The organism is Paenibacillus sp. PAMC21692 (genome assembly GCF_014303795.1).
Lineage (GTDB): Bacteria > Bacillota > Bacilli > Paenibacillales > Paenibacillaceae > Pristimantibacillus > Pristimantibacillus agaridevorans.
Window position 1 is genome coordinate 5226582 of sequence record NZ_CP060293.1, and the last position, 23598, is coordinate 5250179.

15 protein-coding genes are annotated in these 23598 nt (G+C 52.6%); 2 read left to right on the forward strand and 13 right to left on the reverse strand.

Annotated elements, in window-relative coordinates:
* Window positions 1-18: 18 nt before the first annotated feature.
* From H7F31_RS20965 to H7F31_RS21010, 10 genes are all read right to left on the reverse strand, one after another.
* Window positions 19-1404, reverse strand: a complete 1386-nt coding sequence (locus tag H7F31_RS20965) for an ABC transporter substrate-binding protein (protein WP_187100379.1) — start codon at window positions 1402-1404, stop codon at window positions 19-21.
* A 129-nt stretch (window positions 1405-1533) separates the two neighbouring features.
* Complete coding sequence (locus tag H7F31_RS20970; protein ID WP_187100380.1) at window positions 1534-2511, reverse strand: carbohydrate ABC transporter permease; 978 nt, start codon at window positions 2509-2511, stop codon at window positions 1534-1536.
* A gap of 2 nt (window positions 2512-2513) precedes the next feature.
* Window positions 2514-3410, reverse strand: coding sequence for a carbohydrate ABC transporter permease (locus H7F31_RS20975; RefSeq protein ID WP_261800086.1), 897 nt, complete (start codon window positions 3408-3410; stop codon window positions 2514-2516).
* Window positions 3407-5611, reverse strand: a complete 2205-nt coding sequence (locus H7F31_RS20980) for a DUF5696 domain-containing protein (protein WP_187100381.1) — start codon at window positions 5609-5611, stop codon at window positions 3407-3409. Before H7F31_RS20980 ends, H7F31_RS20975 begins: the two co-directional genes overlap by 4 nt.
* Window positions 5604-7664, reverse strand: a complete 2061-nt coding sequence (locus tag H7F31_RS20985) for a YIP1 family protein (RefSeq protein WP_187100382.1) — start codon at window positions 7662-7664, stop codon at window positions 5604-5606. Before H7F31_RS20985 ends, H7F31_RS20980 begins: the two co-directional genes overlap by 8 nt.
* Before the next feature lie 36 nt (window positions 7665-7700).
* Window positions 7701-8567: a carbohydrate ABC transporter permease gene (locus H7F31_RS20990; RefSeq protein ID WP_108992611.1), complete on the reverse strand. Its 867-nt coding sequence runs from the start codon at window positions 8565-8567 to the stop codon at window positions 7701-7703.
* A gap of 1 nt (window position 8568) precedes the next feature.
* Entirely contained in the window at window positions 8569-9546 is a 978-nt protein-coding gene (locus tag H7F31_RS20995; protein ID WP_187100383.1) for a carbohydrate ABC transporter permease, read from the reverse strand.
* The gene (locus H7F31_RS21000; protein WP_187100384.1) at window positions 9543-12515 is read right to left on the reverse strand and encodes an extracellular solute-binding protein; all 2973 of its coding nucleotides are present in this window, start codon (window positions 12513-12515) and stop codon (window positions 9543-9545) included. Before H7F31_RS21000 ends, H7F31_RS20995 begins: the two co-directional genes overlap by 4 nt.
* 24 nt (window positions 12516-12539) lie before the next feature.
* Window positions 12540-13649: an ABC transporter ATP-binding protein gene (locus H7F31_RS21005; protein ID WP_187100385.1), complete on the reverse strand. Its 1110-nt coding sequence runs from the start codon at window positions 13647-13649 to the stop codon at window positions 12540-12542.
* 160 nt (window positions 13650-13809) lie between these two features.
* Window positions 13810-15318: an extracellular solute-binding protein gene (locus H7F31_RS21010; protein WP_187100386.1), complete on the reverse strand. Its 1509-nt coding sequence runs from the start codon at window positions 15316-15318 to the stop codon at window positions 13810-13812.
* A gap of 276 nt (window positions 15319-15594) precedes the next feature.
* Here H7F31_RS21010 and H7F31_RS21015 point away from each other — a divergent pair, with 276 nt between their 5' ends.
* Both H7F31_RS21015 and H7F31_RS21020 read left to right on the forward strand, forming a co-directional pair.
* Entirely contained in the window at window positions 15595-17295 is a 1701-nt protein-coding gene (locus H7F31_RS21015) for a sensor histidine kinase (RefSeq protein WP_187100387.1), read from the forward strand.
* A 21-nt stretch (window positions 17296-17316) separates the two neighbouring features.
* Complete coding sequence (locus H7F31_RS21020) at window positions 17317-18942, forward strand: response regulator transcription factor (protein WP_187100388.1); 1626 nt, start codon at window positions 17317-17319, stop codon at window positions 18940-18942.
* Between the two features lie 7 nt (window positions 18943-18949).
* Here the strand turns inward: H7F31_RS21020 and H7F31_RS21025 are convergent, their stop codons facing one another.
* The 3 genes from H7F31_RS21025 to H7F31_RS21035 all read right to left on the reverse strand — a co-directional run bounded on the left by H7F31_RS21025 (window position 18950) and on the right by H7F31_RS21035 (window position 23598).
* Window positions 18950-20035 (reverse strand): peptidylprolyl isomerase, encoded by a 1086-nt coding sequence (locus tag H7F31_RS21025; protein ID WP_187100389.1) that lies wholly within the window; start codon window positions 20033-20035, stop codon window positions 18950-18952.
* A gap of 205 nt (window positions 20036-20240) precedes the next feature.
* On the reverse strand, window positions 20241-22529 hold the full coding sequence (gene metE, locus H7F31_RS21030) for a 5-methyltetrahydropteroyltriglutamate--homocysteine S-methyltransferase (RefSeq protein ID WP_187100390.1): 2289 nt from the start codon (window positions 22527-22529) through the stop codon (window positions 20241-20243).
* A gap of 166 nt (window positions 22530-22695) precedes the next feature.
* A complete protein-coding gene (locus tag H7F31_RS21035) occupies window positions 22696-23598 on the reverse strand; it encodes a LysR family transcriptional regulator (protein WP_187100391.1) in 903 nt (300 codons plus the stop codon).

Below are 23598 nucleotides of genomic sequence, written 5' to 3' on the forward strand. Positions count from 1 at the left end.
CATAAGGCTCCCTTTGGTTTATTCCAATCCCAATTCCTTGCGGACGGTTGGCGAATGAGCGTTAAATTCTTCTCCCCATTTCTGGAATACGCTGAGATCTCCGCCGTTATTAAACAAACCGCCGGTTTCGCCCGCCCACCATTGAATATATTTGTCTTCCCCTGGCATCGTGCGAATCCAGCTGTCCGCCTGCACCGCGTCCTTAATGCTTTTGCCTGCCCAGCTTCCGGTTTGCTGCACTTCTTCCCATAGCGCCGGATCTGTCGTGAGCGGAATGTTGCCGTCCGACATCAATACCCGCTGTCCGTCTGGGGATAAAAGCCAAGAGAGGAACTTTGCCGCAGCGTCCGCGTTTTGCGTGCCGTTTAGGATGCCGATCGGCGATATGGCGTTGTAGCCGACCTGGCTCTGCGATCCTCTCGGAAACGGAATAACGTCCCAGTCGAATTGTGCGCCGGCCTTGCGCGCCGTGCCTTCCCACGTTCCCATAATATCGAAGGCGATCTTGCCGGACAGCCAGCTTCCCCAGCCGTTGGGGTCGATTCCCGCATCCTGCGATTGCTTCTCCGAGGGACGGGAGCCGTCCACCCAGCCCAGCTCTGCATACCATTGCACCGCAGACAATACATTGGGATCGGCAATAAGGCTCTGCGTCCAATCCTCGTTCATGAAGTTCAGATTCGGCGCCAGCCCGTTAGAAACCGCGTACACCTGCGGAGTCGTCATGTAATTAAACGGGCCGGGGGCAAGACCGTATTCTCCGGCGGTGGCATCGGTAGCTTGTTTGGCGATTTCCCGGAATTCGTCCCAAGTCCAGTCCTTGGACGGCATGTCGATGCCGTGTTTGGCCAGAAGATCCTTGTTGACGAACATGACATGCGCGTCAACGGCGCGCGGCAGAGCGACAAGCTTGCCCTTCCAGGAGAGCGCATCCTTTACCGGCTGGCTTAGCTCGGCGGTCGACAGCACCGGGTCGGACTGCATATACGGGGTCAGGTCGAGAAGGAGGTCATCCTTCATAAAATCCGGAATGCCCGGAACCCATGTCAGATCGGCTGGCGTGCCGGCAGCGCTCAAGGCCGTAATTTTTTCCAATACGGAAGCGTTGTCGCCGCCGTCGATTTTCTCCACCTGCAATGTAATATGGGGGTACTTCTCATTAAATTTCTCCGGAATTGTTTTCGTCCAGAGCTCGGGTCCCCAAACGACCAGGCGAATTGTAGCAGGCGTTTCCGGAGCAGGAGGATCTTCATCCGAGTTTCCGCTTTCGGTCGGCGCGACACTGGGCGGATTGCTCCCGGTTGCCTGATTGCCAGGCGTATTGTTGCCTCCTGAGCAAGCAGCAAGCAATGCGACGATCAGAATGTACATCATAATGTAAACGAACCTTTTGTTTTTAACCATGTTCACATCTCCCTTTTTCACATTTGGACTCGCTTAACCCCTTGCAAAATGCCTTGCTCCAACCCGCTTCGATTTCAAGTATGCAACCGCGCCCGCATCACCTCCTACAATAAATTTTGTTTCAGGCTTTTAATCGACCAGTCCGGTGCGTTCGATTCCTTCGACGAACCACCTCTGAGCGATCATATAGACTAGCAGCGGCGGGAACACAATCAGAAACGCGCCCGCCATCTTCGTTCCTTCCGTTACGGGATTAACCGCAAGCATCTCCATCGACGGCGCTTGGCCGAAGATCTCCGTCTCCAGATTGGACAATCGGGTAGAAAGAGGGATGAAGTCATGCGTCAGAAACATGGATGAGAGATATCCTTCATTCCAGTGCCAGACAAACGAGAACAGGAAAACGACAAGGCAGGCCGGCACCGATAAAGGGATGATGATCCGGAAGAACAGCCTGAACATCGACGCGCCGTCAATCATCGCCGCTTCTTCCAGCGCTTTGGGCAGCGAGAGGAAGAACTGCCGGAAAATAATAATAAACAGCGCGCTCTTGAGTCCCTGTCCGAATAAGGCCGGGATGATAAAGACAAACGGCGAATTCAGCCAGCCCAGCTTGCTGTAAATCACATACAGCGGAATGATGATAATCTGAGGCGGGATCAAAAAAGTAATGAAGATGAGCGCAAAAAACAGATTTTTGCCGGGGAATTGAAGCCGGGCCAGCGCATACCCCGTAAGCGAGCAAATCAATACCGAGATGAGCGACGGTACAACCGCCAGCGTCAGCGTGTTGACAAGCGACTCCGAATAATTTAATCCGTCGAGCGCCTTCCGAAGATTTCCCCAATCGATGACGCGCGGAATCCATTGCACGGTAGGGTCCAGAAGGTCGCCAAGCGACTTGAGCATGGTAGAGATCATGTAAAAGAAAGGCTGCAGGTACAGGTACGACACGATCGAAAGCATAAAATAAAGAAACAGCTTGGCGGCCATGCCGTCGTTAATGTGCTGTCCCAGCAGCAGAAGCTTCAGCTTCTGCGAGCGCCTGCCAATGAGAATGAGCCTTGCCTGGGACGTGAGCTGCTTCATAACGGTTTCCGCTTTCATCTTCAACCCCTCCTCTCTCTGCTCGAGCGGTTTAGAAACCATAGAATAATCAGGATCAGTACGATAATAAGCACAAAGTAAAACCAGGCTAGCGCGCTTGCGTATCCGTAACCTGTCGACACGTTGAACATGTTCAACTTGATTTGCTCCATCACCGGATTAAACGGGAAGGTAAACAAGTCAACCATGGTGTATAGCAGGTTCAAGCCGATGAACGGCTTGATGCCGGGAAGCGTTATTTTCCAAAAGCTGGTCCATGGCGATGCGCCATCGATTCTGACGGCCTCGTAAATTGACTTCGAGATGGTCTGGAAGCCAGCAATAAAAATCAGTATTTGCACGCCGGAAGACCAAAGAATCAGAATCGTCATGCCAAGCAGCTCCGTTATCGTAGCCGCCATGGCGGGACTGAAATTCTCCTTGATAAACGCGTCCGCTCCGTATTGGGACAAAAATGGCACATTGCCCGCCCCTTGCTGAAACAGCTCGGTCAGCACCTGGCCGGTCGAGAAGATGACCGGCAAAAAGAAAATCGCCCGATAAATAAACCGGCCCTTGAAGTTCTGATTCAGCATGACGGCAACCAGCAGCGAAAAGATAAGGATGACCGGAACCATCAAAATCATCTGCTGGAAAAAGGAGATAAGCTCGATCGGATAAACATTGTCCTTAAACAGGGCGTCCTTGAAATTTTGCAAGCCGACAAATTCGTAGGAGAACAACCCTCCGCCGGTCAGCTTTACCTTCTGAAAGCTGAGATAAAGCGACCAGCCGATCGGGAATGCCATAAAAGCGCAGAAGCCGATCATCCAGGGGAGCATAAACAGGTACGCCGTCCCGCGGCTTCTCCACATGTAGTGCCATCTCGCCTTGCGGTGCCGCCTGGCGTTCGCGCTCATGTACCTCCCCCTCTCTCAACGCGAAACGTCTTCTCGTTGTAATCGACAACGACGACAGTCCCGTCCGCGTATTCCGTTTCGTAAACCCCTTCCGTCCGTTTGCTGTGGCCGGTCATCTGCAGATGATGGAGAGAGGCCAAACGGTTAAACGACTCGTATTCCGCCGCCGCCTTCTCCTTCCATTGCGAGAATTGGCTTGTAAATAGGCCCCAGGTTTTCGTCTGCATCAACGTCCGGCTGCTCTCGGCCGTCAAAATAAAGGAAGGAACAGCTCCGTATTCGATCGCCCGCAGAAATTCGTCGTCGTACTGGCTGCGCAAATTGCCCGGCACCATGGAATAGGTTATATGGCCGTGCACCGCCATCGGATAAAAAGGAACGGTCTCGTCAATCGCGTAATACTGATGCGTCTCGCCGGGGAACTGCTGGATATCGCTTAGGTAGCGGAGCGCATAAGCATTGCCGAGATAGGCGCTGCCGGCGCCTAACGTTCCCTGTGTCTGTTCCAGTATCCGGTTATAGAGATAAGCCGTATCGTTTCTTGTATAAGCAAATCGCGGATTATAATCGCGGAACACCGTTTCTCCAATACCGCTATAATGGATGCCGTCCGCCTGGAGGACGGCGGCTTCGCTAATCAATTCCTGCGCATAGTTGTAGGTAATATTGGGATTCAGAAAGAAAAACTCGTAATCGAACAAGGTATCTCCTTCCACGGAACGGATCCCGTACGTCTTGGGCGGCAGCTCCGAACCTTCGGAATCCGCATGAGTCAATACCGCGTTCAGGTACACCTTGAAGCCCAGCCCATGCGCGGCATCGATAAACGACTGCAATCCCGGCTTGCCGCCGAGCTTGCGCTCGACATTTAGCCTCAAGTCCGGCGCAAGAGTTCCCTTGTGCTGCCAATTTTGCCAAGTGATCCGAAGTTCATGCACGTCCGCGTCCTTCAGCTCCCGAAGGATCTCTTCCCCCTGCTCGAACGTTGTCGCGATCTCGTATTGGCTGTCACCGTAATAGATCGTGTCTCCGCCAACGATGGTCAGATGCATCGGAATATTGGAGCTGGGAGCAAGAGCCGGTCCAAGCCCGCCTGTATCCAGCAGATGTTTCCTATACCGCCGGGCCATCCCCGAGTAATCCGCCTCATCCTCTTCCATGAAATAATATTGGATCTGGCGGTCCTCCCGGAGCAGCTCGTTCTGGAAGACGCGGATCGCTCTCCCCCCCAAATTCAGGCGTCGGTTGTATTCCTCCCTGTAAATAAATCGGGTATTGACCGAATTGAATGTGCTGACCAAGCCGGGAGTCAACGCGCGGATGGCCGAAGCCTTTTCCCCCTCCGTAATAACGGCCAGGAATGCCTGCTCCCCTTTTTTTATCCCGAATACCGGCATGGAGACGGTAACCGGGTCAAACGATTTGTTCGTCAGTTCAGGTCCGTAGACGTATTGGTAATAGCCCGCGCCTACGCGCTTCTGTTGCTGCGGGTACCGAATGAGCGCGCCCGGCCCGTCCGGTATGAACATATATCCCGGCTCGGCGGGATCATCCTCCGCCGCTCCGAAAAACGGCAGCGGATCGATGGACAAAATGCGGAATGGACCCGATTCCGTGATGCTGGCTGCCGGAATAGCGACGTGGAAGCCGTTGTCCGTCAATCCGTACACAAGGCTGAACCGGAAACCCAGCTTCTCGAATTCGTAGTTTGCGGCAACCCCGTTGTCCGTCGCGGAGAACGACAGCTTTACGCCGGGATCCTTGCCGTTTACAACCAGACGCTGCGCTTTGTTCTGCTCCGCGTATTCCAAAATAAACGGCGACTCCAGATTCGTCCGAAGGATGCCCCCTACCGTCTGACTCTCCAACTGCACGGTCGTTGGATTGCTTCGCCATTGAACGCCGGACCGCAGCTCTTGGACGATAACTTGCCCTGACGCCGGATTGACTAACAGCTCGTGGCGGCCGGTTCGGGCCGCGGACGCGAAACCGGCAACGTCCCGTTTACCGCTTAACCATGGCGGCCCCGAAGGGTCGGCCATAGCTGAAGCTTCATACGCGGGGATGTCCAGCTCGCTGGATATGCCGGGGCTGGACAGCGACCATAACGCCAGCCCGACAACGATGATTGCCAATGCCAGGCCGCCAAGCAGCCATGTTTTTCTCCCGCCCGGATCCGCAATAGCCTTAATATTAGGCAAGGACTGTCACCTCCTTGTAGAGCTGATAGAAGAAGTCGTAGAGATTGTATGACAGCCCTGTCGTCAGGCTGATAAACAGGAACAATATTCCGATCGTAACGACTGTAATGGTGCTATTTGCGATATTCTCTACAAAATCAAAATTATGGATAACCTGAGAGCTGATGATAAACAAAGCGCCGATCCAGAGCCACATGACCGTATGCAAGGAAGAGTAGAGAATGCCTTCCTCCAACACCAAGATGTTGGACAATAAGAGAATCGGCATGGTAAGCGTAATGTACGGAACAACCGCGAACAGGCTTGCCTGTACGACATCCCTGAATCGTCCCTCGCCGTCCTTAACGGTGCTGACCAGATAATTGGCGACAACCCAGGCCAGGATGGGCGCCAGAAAACCGATCAGTTCGGGCCAGAGTCTAATCCGGCTTAGGTCGACGGGGCGGAAAATAAATCCGGTCCAGTACAGTGCCGCCATCTTCGCAAGCACCAGTAGCAGCAAAAGCAGCAGCATCGTAAAGACGGAAAGCTTGCGCCCCTTGATCCGGTAGAAGCCCTCATAAGGATGGAACAGCGTGTACCATGCGTCTTTAAGCTCCCCCACGACACGAGCAAGATGCTCCGGCATCCTTCGTGTCGACCTTCTCGCCAACATTCGAAGCCCGTATCGAAAGAGCAGCCATAAGGCAACAATAACTCCTGCGGCATAAGCAAAGTTTTGTTGAATCCATTCCAGTCTGTACGTCCAAAACGCTTCCGAATATCCCTGATTGTCGTACGACATCTTGAAGTATGCCATGGCGTCGCGGGTACGCTCCTGCTTCTGCGCCACTTCTCCCAGACCGACATAAGTCAGGCTGATGATTTCGTTAAGCGACTTTACCTTGTTCCAGTTTGCTTCGCTCTTTTCGTAATCGCCGATGTAATAATCGGCGGCAGCCGTAAGCACCGCATCCCCGAACTCCGTACGGTCATAGGCTTGGGCCAGGCTTTGGTCGGAATCCAGCACCCATAGCCGGTTCCCCGAGTCGATGCCGATGCTTGCCGGATAGGAGAGCACGCCCCGCTGCTGCGGAACCTTTCGGCTCTTGCCAAAGGAAAAAAGCTGGGTGCCGCCTGGACTGTAGATGGAGATCATCGCATCGTATCTGTTCTCCTTGCGGTCCAGCACGTAGAAAAAATGGCGCTTATCCGTCGCGACATCCACCATCTGGTCCGACGCCGCGAAACGGGCGGACTTTAACGATTCGAAGCGATTTACCCCTGCGGCTGTCAGCTTTCTGATCTGATCGTTTAACACGCCGGTCGTCGTGGCGAAAATATAACCGTCATGGTCAATGGTAACGTTGCCGATCTCGGCCGGTCGCTTCAACTCCTCCCTGGCAAGCTGCTCCTCCGTAAAAATCTGGCGCTTTAGCCGGTCCATCCAGGTCCCGCTTGTTTTGTTGCTGCCGAAAAAACCGGTAAACTCGCCGTTGTCCCCTCTCATCCGGACCATTCCCTGATAAGAGCCCTTAGACACGATATACATAACGCCGCGATCGTCGACGGCCACCTTGACCGGCACGAAGAAGTAGCTGGCGGGCATCAAACCTTCCTCCGGCTTCTTGTACTCTCGGACGAAGGTTCCCTCTTTATCGAATACGGCAATGCGCTGATTGCCCGTGTCCGCTACGTAGATATCCCCGGATGGAGTGACGAACACCCCCTCCGGCGCCTTCAGCGATCCGCTCCCTTCCGCGTCGCCGATCGCCCTTACCCACTCGCCATCCCGGTTCAGCTCGATAACCCGGTTATTGCCCTTATCCGCAATATACAAGTGGTCGTCGGCCGCTATAAACAGGTCGGCCGGCTGTTTCATCGCCTGATCGCCTTGGCCGACAGCCGTATGGGACACCGTGTACACGTCCTGCATCCAGAACGTTCTTGTGCCCGCTCCTCCCGTCCCGTGGGAAATAAAGAAGGTATCGTATGGCTGCCAGGCCGAGGAAGTACCGGGAAACAGGAAGAAAGCGGCCATCAGAACAGCTATGAAACGTGTGTATTTAGCCATCACGTCAACCTCTTTCCTTAAAAATGCCTTGCGCCTTTATTTCACGCCGGAATGCACCATCGTCTCCATAATTCGTCGCTGGGCGAACAGGAAGATGATGAGATTAGGCAGAAACATAAGCAGCCCGGCAGCCGCTGCCATACCCTGACCGGCTACGGTATTCGCCATGCCGCTCGTCAGCGTCGTAATATAGTAGGGCAGTGTCTTCATCGTTTCGTCCTGCATAAACAGCGTGGAAGCCGAAGCGTCGCCCCATACTCCCTGGAACGTAATGATCGAGATGGTTGCTATCGCCGGCATCGATAACGGTATGATAATGCGGATAAAGATGCGTAGCTCGGAAGCGCCGTCCATCTTGGCTGCTTCCAGCAGCTCCGCCGGTATCTGATCGATAAACTGCTTGATCAGGAATACCGCGACCGGAGAGGCGATAACCGGCAGGATATGGCCAAAGTACGTATTGTTCAGCTGCAGCCAGCCTACGATCAGATACCTCGGAATCGCTACCGTCTCCGGCGCGAACATGAGAGCCAGCATAATCATGGCCATTACCGCCTTCTTCAGGCTGAACTGAAGCTTGGAGAGCACATAGGCAGCCATGCAGCTGGAGAGGATGACGGCGACCATGGATAAGGCGGCTACGATAATGCTGTTGTAGAGATACCTAGAAAACGGCACGATTCTGGCCACCGGCCGCATAAACAGCTCATAGAAGTTGGTCAGCGTCGGGTCCTTCACCAGGAAGGTGGGCGGAAACAGGAACAACTCATGGAACGGCTTGAACGCATGATTAATAATGAACACGATCGGCAGCGACATAAAGGCCGCCAACAGGAGCAGGGCCAGAAGCAGCAACGTCTCGAACAGAGTGAGCCTTCTGATTTGTTTTACGATAGCCATCATGTTATTCACCGTCCTTCGGGCCGAATAGCCGGTAGCTGAGCTTCATCGCGGCATACGAGAACAGCAGCAGGACAACCGACAGCATGGAAGCATATCCGAGCTCGAAGCGAATGAAGGCATAGTCGTCGATATGGTTCAACATCAGATGGCCGGCATATTGCTTCGTAATCGGCATTCCCGTCAGTTGAACGGAGATGGCGCCCGCTTTGAGCGTGCCGACAATCGCCATAACGGCGCTGAACAGCATCTGCGGTTTCATCGACGGAACCGTAATATAATAAACCTCCTGCAGACGGGTGGAGATGCCGTCGATGCGCCCCGCCTCGTAAAGCTCCCGATTTACCGTATCGAATCCGGCCAGCATCGCCAGGAACCCTACGCCGAACCCCATCCAGATCGTAACGACAATCATCACGTTGAGCAGATATTTGGGATTTTGCAGCCATAGCACCGGCGTTTCGATCAAGTTGTAATTCATCAAAAATTGGTTTAAGTAACCTACGTAGTCGCCGCTGAAAGCCGCTTGCCATACGACGACAAGAGCGATGCCGCCGGCGATCGAAGGCGCATAGATCGCAAGGGTAACCAGATCGCGAACGCTCTTGGGCAGCTGATAGATCAGCCAAGCAATAAAGAAAGTGAGCAAGTAGCCGATCGGTCCGACAAAAAAAGCGAATTTGATCGTATTCGGCAGCGCGTGTTTCATGAACACCGTATCCTGCGTGATAAGCGAGATATAGTTTTTGAAGCCGGTAAAATGCGGGATTCGAAAGGCATCATACGACGTAAAGCTCATCAGGATCGCCATCAGGACGGGCAGCAGGATAAACGCCGTAAAGCAAAGCAGAAACGGCGCCATAAACAGATAAGCGATGCGCTCGCGATATAAACTTCGGACTAGCCGCTGCAGCCGGGTTGGCGGCGCCGGATGTTTTAGGGCTGCCGAGACCGCAGCTTTATATGCAACCTGTTCTTTCATTTTGGCGCTTCCCCCCAATCATAAGGCTGATCAACGACCGGGAAATCCAGTCTCTGCCCGTTCCGGATGCCCAAATCCTGCTGCTTTCTTGCTATCTCGCGGGCCATGGCTACAAAGGAAGTGTCCAGAGAATCCTTGGCCGGAATCTTCTGCACAATCGTCCGGTTAAACGCAAATTCCATCTCCCGGGCGAGCAAGTACCCTCCCGGAAGGAACGGCACGTTGCGGTTCCATCGGTTCTGCTCCTTAATGGCCGCGATATGCTCCGCAGGCCAAGGCATGGCTGCCATCGCCTTCATATTGGCCGTATTCCAACGATATTCCGGCCCGTAAAAGGATTCGATCGCGTTGCCGTATTCCAGCTGAACGTCCGTGGACGTCCACCAATCGATAAAGCGCCATGCCTGCTCCTTCTTATCGCTTTTGTTCAAAATCATCGCAGAAGTCATCGTGTTCATCGCCCATCTCGCTACGCTGCCGTCCTCTTGCACGGTCCCGGGCATCGGCGCGATCTCCCAGTCTCCGAGTATTTCGGGGGCGGAGGTCAGCAGTTGGACATACGTATTAAAATCCGATACGCCAATCGGCATCGTGCCCAGCTTAAAGTGCTGGAAAAAAGCCGGAACCTCCTGGGGCAGATCGTATTTGCCGAACAGCTCCGTCCATAAGGAAAACGATGCATAAGCCGCTTCCGTATCAAACGCCGCTTTCATCCCGTCCGGCGAATAAAACTCTACGTCATTCTGATAGAAGAAAGGAACAAAGTCCTTTGCGTTGTAATAAAATTGCATGCCGTTTTCCTGCAGGGTCGGCAGTATCCGCTGCAAATCCTCCCAAGTATCCGGCGCCTCCAGCTCCAACTCCTTCATAATGCTCTTGCGGTAGAAGAGCAGATGGTAAGACTGGGTTTCCGGCAGCGCATATACGCCATTTTTATAACCAAATGAGCGCATGACGCCGGGGTGAAAGCGTTCGGCCACTTCTTTAAAGTTTGCGAATTGCGTCAAGTCGACGGACGCTTCGCGCATCGCGTAATCGACGGGCATATCCTGTACAAGACCAAGCGCGACATCCGGCTGATCTCCCCCCGCGTTGCTAAGCGTAAGCGCGTTCGCATCGGGCATGAAATTAACGTTGACCGCAATGCCGGTTTGAGGCGTGAAGCTTTGATCGATCATCTCTTGCAGCAGTGAAGCATAGTCTCTGCCCCGGCCAACCCATATCTCGATCGCGTCCTTATCGTTTAGATCCCTGGCGTTATAATTCAAATAGAAGGTGCGCGCAAAATTGATTAACGTGTAAGGTACCTTGGACAGAGTGGAGGTTTCCTTATACGGATGGACGGCGGAAGGACTCCTGACGACGATATAATCCGCGGACATTCCCCCGTTTGCCATCTTATCCATCCAAGTGCCGATTCTCATTTGCAAGTCAGGGAACTTGCCCAGCCTGTTCGGAATTTGATTGATCTCATCTAACAGTCCGTCCAGAATCGCTACCCCGATCTTGAGAGACTCGGTCGTATCGTTCGTTTGGCCGTTCAATCCGTTTAGATAATCCATGCTCAGCTTCAATTGATCCCGAAGGCCGGCAAGTTGATCCTCCAGATCAGGGAAGTAGCTCATCATATCCCATGTGCGGTTCGCATCGCCCGTATTCGTTCCATAGTCGCCCGTCAGCTTGCGAAGCTTCTGCTCGATGCCGTACAGCTTGCGGATCGCCTCCTGCATCGAAAGCACGACCGGATTTAACGGCGAGATATCCGTTACCAGCCGCAACGCGTGCTCTCCCTTATCCAGATAGAAGCGGTAAGGCTCTCCGGCGCGGCTGCCGAGCGTATGCATCTCCAGCTTGCTGTTGTAAGGAAACGGATAATGAAGCAGCTCTTCGAAAGGCGTCTTGCCGTCAATCAGCACCGTCCGGAATGCATTGGCTTTGCCGACGAAGCCCTGATAATATTTCACGTCGATTTCATACCAGCCTGCGGACGGCACTTCAAAGGTCCACTCCGCCCACTCCCCTGCCCTTTTCCATCGCTGGCCGTCCAAGACGTTATACAGCAGGCGCCCTTCGCCATCCGGAGATACGTTTGGTTCGTTGATCGTTCCGGTTTGCACCGAGGGGTGGGATTTCTGCTCATAACGCTCCCCTTCAAGCAGCGCGTACCATGTTTCGATAGCCGGTGGAGCGTCCGCCCGATCGGGAGCGCCAGCCTGCTCCGATGTGCCTGCCCTCTCCAGATATTCCGCATAAGCGGGTATCGCTTCCGGAGCCGTCAGACGGATTGGCCCCCAAGACATCGGTTCGTTTTGTGCGGCGAACCTCAGCGTATGTATGCCTTTGGTCAACGGCAGCCGAAGCGGGACGGACGAAACCGCATAATTTGTTGCCGGAGCCGTTAACCAGCCCACCGTTTCCACTTGCATCGATCGAATCTCGTTGCCGAGCGCATCCTTCCGGTAAGGAACATCCTTGTCCCTCCATCGTTTCAACAGCTCGATTCCATTTGCCTCCGAAAACGGAATCTTGCCATCGACCGATAGAGCGTAGAAAACCGAGCTGCTGCTATCCCTCTTGGTCGGCATATAGGTTAGTTCCAGCTCGTACAAGGCATCCGCCGGAATCTCGACCGTCCATTCCACCCATCCCTTGCCATTTGTCCAGTGAAGAACTTCCCCATTTATATCCGCATCATATCCCGTCCGGACAATCGCTTCGGCAGAAGCCGCGCTGTAAGCGATCGGCTCTTTTGCAATCGGCGGTCCCGTATACGGCAGCATGCCCGACTCTTCCGCTTTCCTGAGCCGATCCGCGTAGAATAGGATGCCATCTCCGTCTCCGCTGCCGAAATCCATCGCATCGGCGCTGACGACGGGGAAGTTCTCTTCTTCCTGCAACCATGACCTGGCGGCATAGCCCAACACAATTAAAGCCAGCAGAGCGGTATAAACCATCCATTTGCGAAGCATGATGCTCTACCTCCCGTATTGTGGTCAAAAAATGCCAAGATTGCCGCCCGATTCCGCATCAAAAAAATGAGCCATTTCCATCCGGAATCCGATGTCGATTTTGTCCGTCACATGAAATTTCGAGCCTGGTTCGATCGCCCTGGCGATCACACGGATATCCCCCATGCTCAAATACAGGTAAGAATCGGAGCCCATTAGCTCTATAACGTCGATAACGGCTCCATAAGAATCATTGGAATCCTCCAGCGCCGGCTCTAGCAGCACATGCTCGGGACGAATGCCCATGACGACGTTTCTTAACTTGCCGGAAGCGAGGAACGGCTTATATTGGGGCGGAATTTCCAACCGCAGGCGCCTGTTGCTGAAATAGTGCGTTCCCCCGTCCTCCTCGATGCTCCCTTCGATTAGATTCATGGCCGGGGAACCGATAAATCCGGCGACGAACAGATTGGCCGGCTGCCGATAAATAAATTCAGGCGCTGCCGCCTGCTGAATGATGCCGTCCTTCATGACTACGATTCTGGAGCCCATCGTCATCGCTTCCGTCTGATCATGGGTCACATAAACCGTTGTCGTCTGCAATTCCTGATGCAGCCTGATCAGCTCCGATCTGGTTTGGGTTCTCAGCTTCGCGTCGAGATTGGACAAAGGCTCATCCATCAGGAAAACCTCCGGCTCGCGAACGATCGCCCTGCCGAGGGCAACCCGCTGCTTCTGTCCGCCCGACAGCTGATTAGGTTTCTTATCGAGCAAAGCGGAAATTTCCAAAATTTTTGCGGCCTTCTTTACCCGGAGTTCAATCTCGTGTTTGGCCGTCTTCCTAAGCTTTAGGCCAAGCTCCATATTCTCGTAGACGGATAAATTGGGGTATAGCGCATAATTTTGAAACACCATTGCAATATCTCTGTCCTTTGGAGAGACATAGTTGATATAACGATCCCCGATGTAAATCTCGCCTTCCGTTATGTCTTCAAGGCCGGATAGCATCCGGAGCGTCGTCGTTTTCCCGCAGCCGGAAGGGCCTACCAGCACCACGAATTCCCCATCCTCTATCTCCAGATGAAAGTCGGTAACCGACGTTTTCTTTTCGGAGCGGTACTGTTTGTAAACATGATGAAAAGATACCCGAGCCATTTAATCTCTCCTTTATATCACTTTAATGTTTTTGTTTAACAGTTTATAAGTGTAAATCTCCCTTCCCAAACCTATTTACATGAAATTTGAGCAGGCTTAAATTGGCTTACGACTAGCGCAAGCCCTTTAAGTCACCTTTTTTATAGTCGATGCTGAATTTTTATTGTTTATATTGGCTGTAAGAAAGCTTCAATTCTTCGACAATTTTACGATAATCTTCGGAAGCCGTCAGTTCGTTAACGTAGCTGTCCCACTCCGCCTCCGACATAACGCCCATGACGTACTTCACCTTGTTCCGTTCCAGATCCCGAGTCAGGTCGCCCCACTTGTCGCCCACAACGGGCGACGATAGATTAAACGCCGGATTTGTATACGTCGATTTGAGCTGCGAATCTTCGAACACTTCCTTATACCATTTCACCCGTTTCGGATCGGCGTCCCATAGCAGATAATTGTCGGCTCCCGTATACGTTCCGTCATTCCATGTATAAGCCTCGATGCCTTCGCTTTTGTATTTCTCATTGCGGATGATCTTGCCGTCCTTCACTTCGTGATGGATGCCTTCGATCCCATAGAGCGCAAGTTTTTGATACTCCGTCGATGAGGTATAATCGATCAGCCTGAGCAGCCGGGGAATATCCTCCTTGGGAACCTTCGAGTGGATCATCAAGTTGGTCCAAGAGCCTGTCGCTGCGCTGGTCGTATATCCCCGAGGACCCTTTAGCACTTTAAGCGTCAATACATCCGATCCCGGCTCGTTGCGGTTCAGGGTGTCCAGCCAATCCGGTATTGTAAACATATGAGTATTGGATGCGACGACGGCGTACGTGCCTTGCTTGAACAGATCAGTTTCGCTGCCTTCGACAATGGGAAACTCGGGATGAATAGCCCCTTTTTCGTACAGCATCTTCAACCAGTCCAGATATGTCTTGAACGTCGGCATAAAATCCCGGTATTGAAAATTCCCGTCCTCGTCAACCGACCAGTTCTGAATGCCGGTAATGGCATTGGCAATGACATCCCCGCTTGACGTCGACTTCATGGCAATCCCGTATCGCTCCGGCGGATCGCTAAGCTTCAAAATAACATTCGTCAACTCTTCCAAAGTGGTCGGCGGCTCCAAACCAGCTTTCTCCAGCAAATCCTTGCGGACATGAACGGTTGTAAAGATCGGCGGATTGGGATGTCGGGGTATGCCCCAAATCTTGCCGTTATATTGCATGTTGTTCCATATTTCATCCGGGTACGCCGCAAGATTCGGATAGTCCTTTAGGCTCTCTCCCGTTAAATACGGAGTAAGATCATGGAACTTGCCGGCCTGAATCGCATCATGCGTCGCTGTCTCGTAAATAGGGTTGCTCGTAGGCACTTGGGTAATTTCCGCCAAATCTCCGGTGTTCAGCGCGACTCCGAGCCTCTCCTTGTAGCCGTTAAGGGGAATCCACTGCCAGCTGATCACCGTATTCGTCTTGTCTTCGATTTGCTTGCCGACGGCGTCTCCGCCAAGCGGCGGCGTGCCGTAAGCGATATTCGTCCATCGGACCTCTAGCGGCTTCTCGTCGGCTTCACGATCCGCGCCAGCCGATCCTCCTGAGCCGGAGCAGGCGGCAAGGAACAGCATTGCAAACATTGCGGCGCACGAAAGCCGTTTACTTTTATACGGTATCATTCTTCGGACCTCCCGGGTTTATGAACACGCCGCCGACGGCTCATACGAACGCAAGCCTTCTCTCTTGGGTCTCATGTCGTCAAAGGTTCTAGTGAAACGTTTCTTACTTGTATAGTAAATCTTGGCGGTCGACAGTTACATGTCGGTTTGAATACATTCATGATGTTTTCATCACCATTCCCTTTGTTCGCCATGCGAACCCCTCCTTTGCGGCAGCAATTCATAGTATAATAGGCTCATATTTGACAACGCTTACACCAGTTAGGAGGATCTGGCATGCCGGTCAAGATGACGATTTTCCGCAAGCTGATCATCATGCTGCTGCTTTTAATCATCCCGATACTTATTCTGCATACTTATTCCAACCAGGTCAGCGTCAATGTTGTCCGCAACGAAATCAAAGAATCGAATCTGCAGCATCTCTCCTTTCTGTTAAGCCAGGCGGAGGCGACGTTGGAGCAGCTGTCCATTGCCGCCAATACGATCGGGCGATTCCAGGTCATCGATGATTTGATCCATATCCATGAGAAGGATAATAATTACGACAAGGTGGTGATCAAGCAGGATATCATCGAGAAGCTGCGCTTGTCCGGCGCCTCCAGCAATTGGATCAATCAGTTTACGGTTTATTCCCCGCAGGCCGGAACTGGCGTAACGACCCTAAATGAAGCCGACTATACGAAGATGTTCGCTCCGGATCGGATAACGGAGAACTGGCTTTACAGGGAAACCTCCGAGAACGGTACTCCGATCGAACAATTCGTCAAACATACCGTATATCCGGGTTCGCGGCTCATTGTTGAAATCAGCTTTACGGTTAACAATATCCGCAACATGCTGGATCAGATCAAGATGACGGGCAAAAACGACCCTTTTTTCTATCACGAAAATAATCGGCCCATCCTAAACCGGTCAGCCGATCAGTCGTTGGCACATGACGTCGTCCATTTTCTCAATGGAAGCGAGACAAACCATAGCGGCACGGAATACGTGAAGCTTCAAGGAAAGCAGTACATGGTCAACTACGTAAAGTCGGACGCGCTGAACTGGACTCTCGTGGATTACGTGCCTATGGAATACCGGTTAAGTCCCATTAAAAACAGTTCGCTATTATTTTACGCGTCCATGGCCACCCTACTTGCGATGGGTATCGTGGTCGCGCTTATGCTGTACCGCAACGTTCAGGTCCCCGTATCCCAATTGCTCCATGGGGTAAGAAAATTAGAGATGGGCAACTTCTCCGTCCGGCTGGAAAACAAGCAAAGAAACGAATTCGGGTTTTTGCTCCAGCGATTCAACCAGATGGCCGCCCAGATCGAACAACTGATCGAGAACGTCTACTCGGAACGGCTGAGGTCGCGGGAGGCTACTCTTAAACAGCTGCAATCGCAGATTAATCCCCACTTCCTTTACAACTCTCTTGCTTTCATCAAAAGCATGACCGAGCTTGAAGAGAAAGAGGCTGTCATCGCCATGACCTTGAACCTGAGCCATTATTACCGGTACACGACCCGCGTGGAAAATCAGGAAACAACGCTGCGGGAAGAGCTGGAGCTCGTTAAAAATTATTTGAACATCCAAAGCTTGCAAATGCAGCGGCTGGAGTACGAGATCCATATTCCCGAAACGATGCTGCAGCTTTCCATTCCGCGTTTGCTCCTTCAGCCGATCGTGGAAAATGCGATCATTCACGGGCTGGAGCCCCAGATGAAGTGGGGCAGGATGTCCGTAACCGGCGAACGGGTTAATAACAAAGTCCGATTGATCATAGAAGACAGCGGCGAATCGCTGAGCGATCAAGAGCTGGATCGACTCAAGCAAAAGCTCGAAGCCCCGCTCGACGGCGAGATGGGCTGCGGGTTATGGAACGTGCATCAGCGGCTGAAATTCCGGTTCGGCCAGGACGCCGGCGTCCTTCTGTCGCACGCCGCTCTCGGCGGACTATGCGTGACCCTTCAATGGACGGTCATTGACTAATTTTATCGGAGGTGGATTGCCATGCATCAAGTATTAATCGTTGACGACCACATGCATCTCGTGGACAGCATGGAGAAGACATTGCCCTGGAGCGATATGGGGGTAAGCAGCGTGCACAAAGCCTATTCCGCCTTCGATGCGATGGAAACGCTGGAATCTCATTCGATCGATCTCGTCATTACCGACATTCGCATGCCAGTAAAGTCCGGCCTGGAGCTTATCCGCGAAATTCGTTCCCGTTGGAGAACCATCAAAATCATCCTGCTGTCGGGCTATTCCGACTTCGAATACGCCAAAGAGGCCCTGCGCCAGGATGTCGAGGATTATTTGCTCAAGCCGGTTCCCGATGAGGAGCTTATTGCTTCCATTCGGCGCGTTTTGGAGAAAGCCTCGGTCGAATGGCACGCCGTCATCTCGAACCAAAGGGCGATTCAAACGCTTCAGGCGCATCTTCCGCTGCTTCGGCAAAACTTGCTGCTGGAGCTCCTGCAGGGCCGGAGCATGACGGAATCGGCGCTGCAGGACAAATTTTCGCTCTATCAGCTCCCCTTCTCTACTGGCATCACTGCTTCCATGGCTCTCATACGGTTGGAGGATGATTTCGCCCGCCATGACGAGCACTCCGTGTCCTTATTCGAATACGCGATCGCCAATGTAGCAGCAGAGATCTTCCAAGACGACTTCAATCTGTGGAACTGTCGGGACGATTACGGCTATCTGGTCTTCATGATAGCTGCCACAGACAAGCTGAAGGAGCAGACGGCCGACAAGAGAAAGCAGCTTCTGGAGCAGCATGCCGTCCAGCTGCAGCATTACGTACATGTTTACTTAAAGGGCAGCATCTCCGTGCTGGTGAGCGAATGGTTTATGTTCCCGAATGATATCTCCGTTTATTACCAGAACTGTTTGTTCGCTTTCCGTCAGCGGATCGGGGACGAGCAGGATTTATTTATGACGCTGACCGGCAGCGAGAACAATCAAAAGATCGCCTCCTTCTCCAGCCTGTACGAACCGCCAACACTCAAACAATGCATAGAAGCCGGCCAATGGAAGGAGCTGCACGCGAAGCTCGAGAGAATTTTTGAGGAATTATTGCGGGATTGGTCTCATTCCGAAGAGCATATTCTCGAGGTTTACCTCGAAATATGCGGGATGCTCACTTACATCGCCCACAAAAACCATAAGCGGCTCTCCGAGCTGATCGGCGAGGAATACGAGAAGGTCGTCGGCGGGCTTCCGTTCAAGACGGTCAAACCTCTGCGCGACTGGACTTTTCGCAGATTGGAACAGCTCTCCGACATCGTCGACCGCGAACGCAAGCATTCCCATGCCGCAATCGTCAGTCAAGTAAATGAATATATCGAACACAATTTGCAGCATGACGTATCCATTCAAACCGTGGCGAACCACGTCTTCCTGCACCCCTCCTACCTGTCCAGAATATACAAGACGGAATCGGGAGAGAGCTTTAGCGACTATGTGCTCAAGGTCAGGATGGAAAGGGCCGTCTCCCTGCTCCGCAATAAAGGAATCAAGGTATACGATATTTCCACGGAGCTGGGATACAATCAGACACAACATTTCATCAAAATGTTTAAAAAACATTTTGGCCTGACGCCGCAGGAGTACCGCGAGCGAATGCTTTAAGTCTGCTTTAAGGCAGCGTTACTTCGTCGAATTGCGCTTGTCTAATCTCGATGGACGCTTCCCGAGTCTTTTGGTCGATAAGCTCCGTATAGCGGTAGTTCATATATTTGTTTTTTACGTCTTGCCGAACCTGATCGAAGGGCTGCGCTTCCGCAGGCAGCCTGTTCAAGCAATAAAGCAAATACAGCGCATTGTTGGTTTCGATAATCCCGCTTGTTCCGCCCGCCGCAAGCTTCATCGCTTCTTGCCTCAAAACGCCTCCCGACATTTGGTCTTCGCGGGCTGTGGTACGATCAAAAACTTGCACTCCGTAGCTGCTCTGCTCTTCTTCCGTCTCATTGAGCTGCTCCGCAAGCGCGGCGAAGCCTTCTCCTTGTTCCAACCTGACTTGCGCTTCCCGCATAAGCTCCCATGCCTGTTCCTCTTTCTCGGGGTTAATCGCTCCGTCCTGCCCAATGTATGAAATTCGGATTTTGTGTACCTGAACGGCATCCTCCCCCGTGTAATATTCCTCCTTGATCGTCTCGTAATATTGCTTCAAAAGCGGCTCCGTTAGTGGAATCTCGGCTCCTTCCAACCGCGATTGCAGTTGAATCAGCAAATTGGCCGTCACGTATTCGAAGTATGCCTCCTCCGTGTACTGAAGCGGTCCGTAGATGACTTCATTCTTCTTTACCGCCTCCTTTCTGCGCTCGTTTTCTTTCATTAGGTTTTTGAGAAAAGCGGGATAGGATATATCCTCGATTAGGCCTTTTCTGCGCGCCATCATCATCTGCTGCTTCGTCCGAACCACGCTTTGAAGCGCTTTCATTCTTAGCCGTTCGATAGGCGTCTCTCCTTCATACCGGCTTGTCCAGAATCCAGGCTTTTCCTCCAGTCCATGCTCATGGTAATAATACATGGCAATAGCATGACGTTCCTTCTCCATGCTTTTCTGCAGCTCTGCGGCATAGATCGGCTCTCCGTCTACATACGCAACGATAACGGATTCCGGCTGTTCGGACAGGCGGTCTGCCAGAAAAAATCCGGACAGCAGAACGATCAAGACGCCGACTCCCGATGCGACCTTCGAGCTCTTGCTCCATCTGGGCATTGTTTTCCCTCCACCTTCGCAACGAATACAAAATATCATTTAACAAAGCTGCAATGCCGTAGATCAACATGCCGAGATGCCGGGCCAGCTTTACCTCAATATACTTATCGCTTATATCTGCTGTCAAGATGCGTTTTTCAATCGAAAAAAGGCCAAGGGACATACCCTGGCCTTCTTTCGATTTTGCCCAAAAATCGTTCGTTGGCTACACGCCTACCGAATGTTTTTCGCGAGCGAGCTTCGTCGCGTCAACCATGTTGCGCAGCGACGCAACCGTCTCTTCCAGACCGCGAGTCTTCAGGCCGCAATCCGGATTGATCCAGAACAGCTTGGGATCCAGCACGCGCAGCGCGCGATCGATCATATTCGTCATTTCGTCGACGCTCGGCACGCGCGGGCTATGAATGTCGTAGACGCCAAGGCCGATGCCGAGACCGTACGTATTCTCCTCGAAGCTGTGGATCAGCTCGCCGTGGCTGCGCGAGGTTTCGATGGAGATGACGTCCGCATCCATCGCCTCGATGGAGTCGATCATGTCGTGGAATTCGCAATAACACATATGCGTATGGATTTGCGTCTCCGGCTGTACCGTGCAAGTCGTCATGCGGAACGCTTTGACCGCCCAGTCCAGATAGTTTGCTTGATCCTTCGCTTTCAGCGGCAATCCTTCTCGAACGGCCGGTTCGTCGACCTGGATCATGCCAATGCCCGCTTTCTCCAACGCTTCTACCTCTTGTCTCAGCGCATAGGCCAGTTGATACGCGATTTGCTCGCGCGTTATATCTTCGCGAACGAACGACCAGTTCATGATCGTGATCGGACCCGTCAACATCCCTTTAACAGGCTGTTTTGTCTTGGATTGCGCATATTGCGTTTCTTCTACCGTCATCGCTTCCTCGAAAGCAACGTCTCCGTAGATGATCGGCGGCTTCACGCAGCGTGAACCGTAGGACTGCACCCATCCGAATTGCGTAAAGGCAAAACCCGCCAGCTTCTCTCCGAAAAATTCGACCATATCCGTTCGCTCGAATTCTCCGTGTACGAGAACGTCGAGGCCGATGTCTTCTTGCAGTCCGATCCAGACATCGATTTGCTCCCGAATAAACGCGTTATATTGCTCGTTGCTCCACTCGCCTTTGCGCCACAGCTGACGCGCCTTGCGCACTTCGGCCGTTTGCGGGAAGCTGCCGATCGTCGTAGTCGGGAAAATGGGCAGTTGCCATTTCGATTGCTGCGCGGCATGACGATCCCCGAACGGTTTGCTGCGAACGGGCTCTTGACCGCTAATGGCTGCGACAGCCGTTCTGACTTCCGTACGATTACGGGCTGCGGAACGGCCAAGCGCACCGACCGCCGCTTCACTGCTCGACAGCTCTTGCTCTACAGAAAGTTCTCCTCCGTTAATTGCTTTCGTGAGCACAACCAGCTCGGACAACTTCTCGTCCGCAAAAGCCAGCGCGTTCTTAAGCTCTTCGGGAAGCTTCGATTCCGCTGCAGTGGTAACCGGTACATGCAACAAGCTGCATGACGATTGAATAATAAGCCGATCGGACGTTACGATGCCTTCCAGTTCGCGAACCAGCTTCAGCTTCTCGCGAAGATCCGCTCTCCAAATTCCGCGACCGTCGATGATGCCGGCGCCAAGCGTTTTGTCCTGCGGGAAGCCGAACTCGCGAATGGCGGCCAGATTGCCTTGCAGACCGTGCACGAAGTCAAGACCGATTCCCGCAACAGGCAGAGCAACGAGGTCCGGGTAAAACTCTACGGATTCGAAATACGTTTGCAGCAGGATCTTCAAGGAAGGCACTGCGCTTGCTATAGCTCCGTAGATGCGTTTCACGCGCTCGATATCTTCTGCGCTTACGTTCGTGGCAAGCACGGGTTCGTCGACTTGGACCCACTCAACGCCTTCTTGCGCAAGCTCGTTTAGCACTTGGATATACAGGGGCAACAGACGGTCGATCCAGCCATCGAGCTCAGAAGGCTTGTAGCCTTTGGAGAGCTTCAGGAAGGTCAGCGGCCCGATCAGGACGGGACGGCCCTCGATTCCCAAAGTTTCCTTGGCTTCTCTGTAAGCAATAAGCGGCTTGTTCTCTGTCAGTACAGGCTGTGCTCCGTCGAGCTCAGGTACGATATAGTGGTAATTCGTATTAAACCATTTGGTCATCTCGCTGGCCGTCGCCTCTTTGGTGCCGCGAGCGATCCCGTAATACAAGGATGGCTGTACGGGACCGCCTTTGTAGCCGAACCGGACCGGTACGATGCCGAACATGGCCGCCGTGTCCAGCACTTGATCATAGTAGCTAAAGTCGCCTACCGGAATGTAGTCGATGCCCTGCTCCTGCTGCTTGCGCCAGTGATTTACGCGGATGTCGCGCAGTTGACTCTCGAATTCATCTTGCTCCAATTTGCCGGCCCAAAATGCTTCCAACGCCTTTTTCCATTCCCGGTTTCCGCCGATCCGCGGATATCCCAATACGCTGCTTTTTGCCATCCTCCAACACTCCCTATCTTTGTTACCAACAAGATAACACGGAAACGGAGATATAGCGTAACTTGTCTTTTCTATATCTGGTCATAGCTATTACCTATAACGGATGGCAAGTTGAACGGGTAATGACGTACCTTGGCGACAAAACGTGTTGCAAAAAAACGCTCAATCACGGAGCCACCGCTTCCTTGAGCGCTTCGATATAGGCCGCTCCGAGAACGGATAACGGCATGTTTTTCTGCGCGATCCACCCGACGTTGATCACTTCGTCGATCGCCAGCGGCACGGGGATGATTTCGTTGCCGTTCAGATCGGAGCTCAGCACGCCGGTCGAGATCGTATAGCCGTTCAAGCCGATCAACAGGTTGAACAACGTAGCACGGTCGTTGACGGTAATGCTCTTTTTGCGCGACAGCGTGCTCAGAATTTCTTCCGAGAAGTGGAAGGAATTGTATTCCCCCTGATCGAAGGACAAGTACGGATAATCCTGCAGATCGTCGATCGTCACGATCTTTTGCCGCGCCAGCGGGTTATGAATGCTAATAAATACATGCGGCATGGCCGTAAACAAGCTTGTAAATTGCAGGTTCGCCGACTTAAGCAGTTTATCGATGACCCCTCTGTTGAAATCGTTTAAGTATAAAATCCCGATCTCGCTGCGCATCGTCTTGACATCTTCGATAATCTCATAGGTTTTCGTCTCGCGTAGCATAAGCTCGTATTCTTCATGGCCATGTTCCCTTACGAGGCTGACGAAGGCGTTGACGGCAAAAGCATAATGCTGCGTGGATACGGAAAAATGTTGCGGCGAAGGTTTTGCATTCAAATAACGACTCTCCAGCAGCTCCGCCTGCTCCACTACCTGCCGGGCATAGCTCAGAAATTCGACGCCTTCCTTGGACAAGGTTATTCCCTTGTTTGTCCGCTCGAAGATCGAGATGCCCATCTCTAACTCCAGTTCCTTGATTGCGTTCGACAGACTCGGCTGTGAAATAAACAGTCGTTTCGCAGCTTCGTTAATGGACCCTCTGCTCGCGACTTCAATGACGTATTTTAACTGTTGCAGTGTCAA

Excerpts from the sequence above, each read along its gene's own strand:
- H7F31_RS20965 (WP_187100379.1), bottom strand. The coding sequence starts at position 1,404 with ATGGTTAAAAACAAAAGGTTCGTTTACATTATGATGTACATTCTGATC.
- H7F31_RS20970 (WP_187100380.1), bottom strand. The coding sequence starts at position 2,511 with ATGAAAGCGGAAACCGTTATGAAGCAGCTCACGTCCCAGGCAAGGCTC.
- H7F31_RS20975 (WP_261800086.1), bottom strand. The coding sequence starts at position 3,410 with ATGAGCGCGAACGCCAGGCGGCACCGCAAGGCGAGATGGCACTACATG.
- H7F31_RS20985 (WP_187100382.1), bottom strand. The coding sequence starts at position 7,664 with ATGGCTAAATACACACGTTTCATAGCTGTTCTGATGGCCGCTTTCTTC.
- H7F31_RS20990 (WP_108992611.1), bottom strand. The coding sequence starts at position 8,567 with ATGATGGCTATCGTAAAACAAATCAGAAGGCTCACTCTGTTCGAGACG.
- H7F31_RS20995 (WP_187100383.1), bottom strand. The coding sequence starts at position 9,546 with ATGAAAGAACAGGTTGCATATAAAGCTGCGGTCTCGGCAGCCCTAAAA.
- H7F31_RS21000 (WP_187100384.1), bottom strand. The coding sequence starts at position 12,515 with ATGCTTCGCAAATGGATGGTTTATACCGCTCTGCTGGCTTTAATTGTG.
- H7F31_RS21005 (WP_187100385.1), bottom strand. The coding sequence starts at position 13,649 with ATGGCTCGGGTATCTTTTCATCATGTTTACAAACAGTACCGCTCCGAA.
- H7F31_RS21010 (WP_187100386.1), bottom strand. The coding sequence starts at position 15,318 with ATGATACCGTATAAAAGTAAACGGCTTTCGTGCGCCGCAATGTTTGCA.
- H7F31_RS21015 (WP_187100387.1), top strand. The coding sequence starts at position 15,595 with ATGCCGGTCAAGATGACGATTTTCCGCAAGCTGATCATCATGCTGCTG.
- H7F31_RS21020 (WP_187100388.1), top strand. The coding sequence starts at position 17,317 with ATGCATCAAGTATTAATCGTTGACGACCACATGCATCTCGTGGACAGC.
- H7F31_RS21025 (WP_187100389.1), bottom strand. The coding sequence starts at position 20,035 with ATGCCCAGATGGAGCAAGAGCTCGAAGGTCGCATCGGGAGTCGGCGTC.
- metE (WP_187100390.1), bottom strand. The coding sequence starts at position 22,529 with ATGGCAAAAAGCAGCGTATTGGGATATCCGCGGATCGGCGGAAACCGG.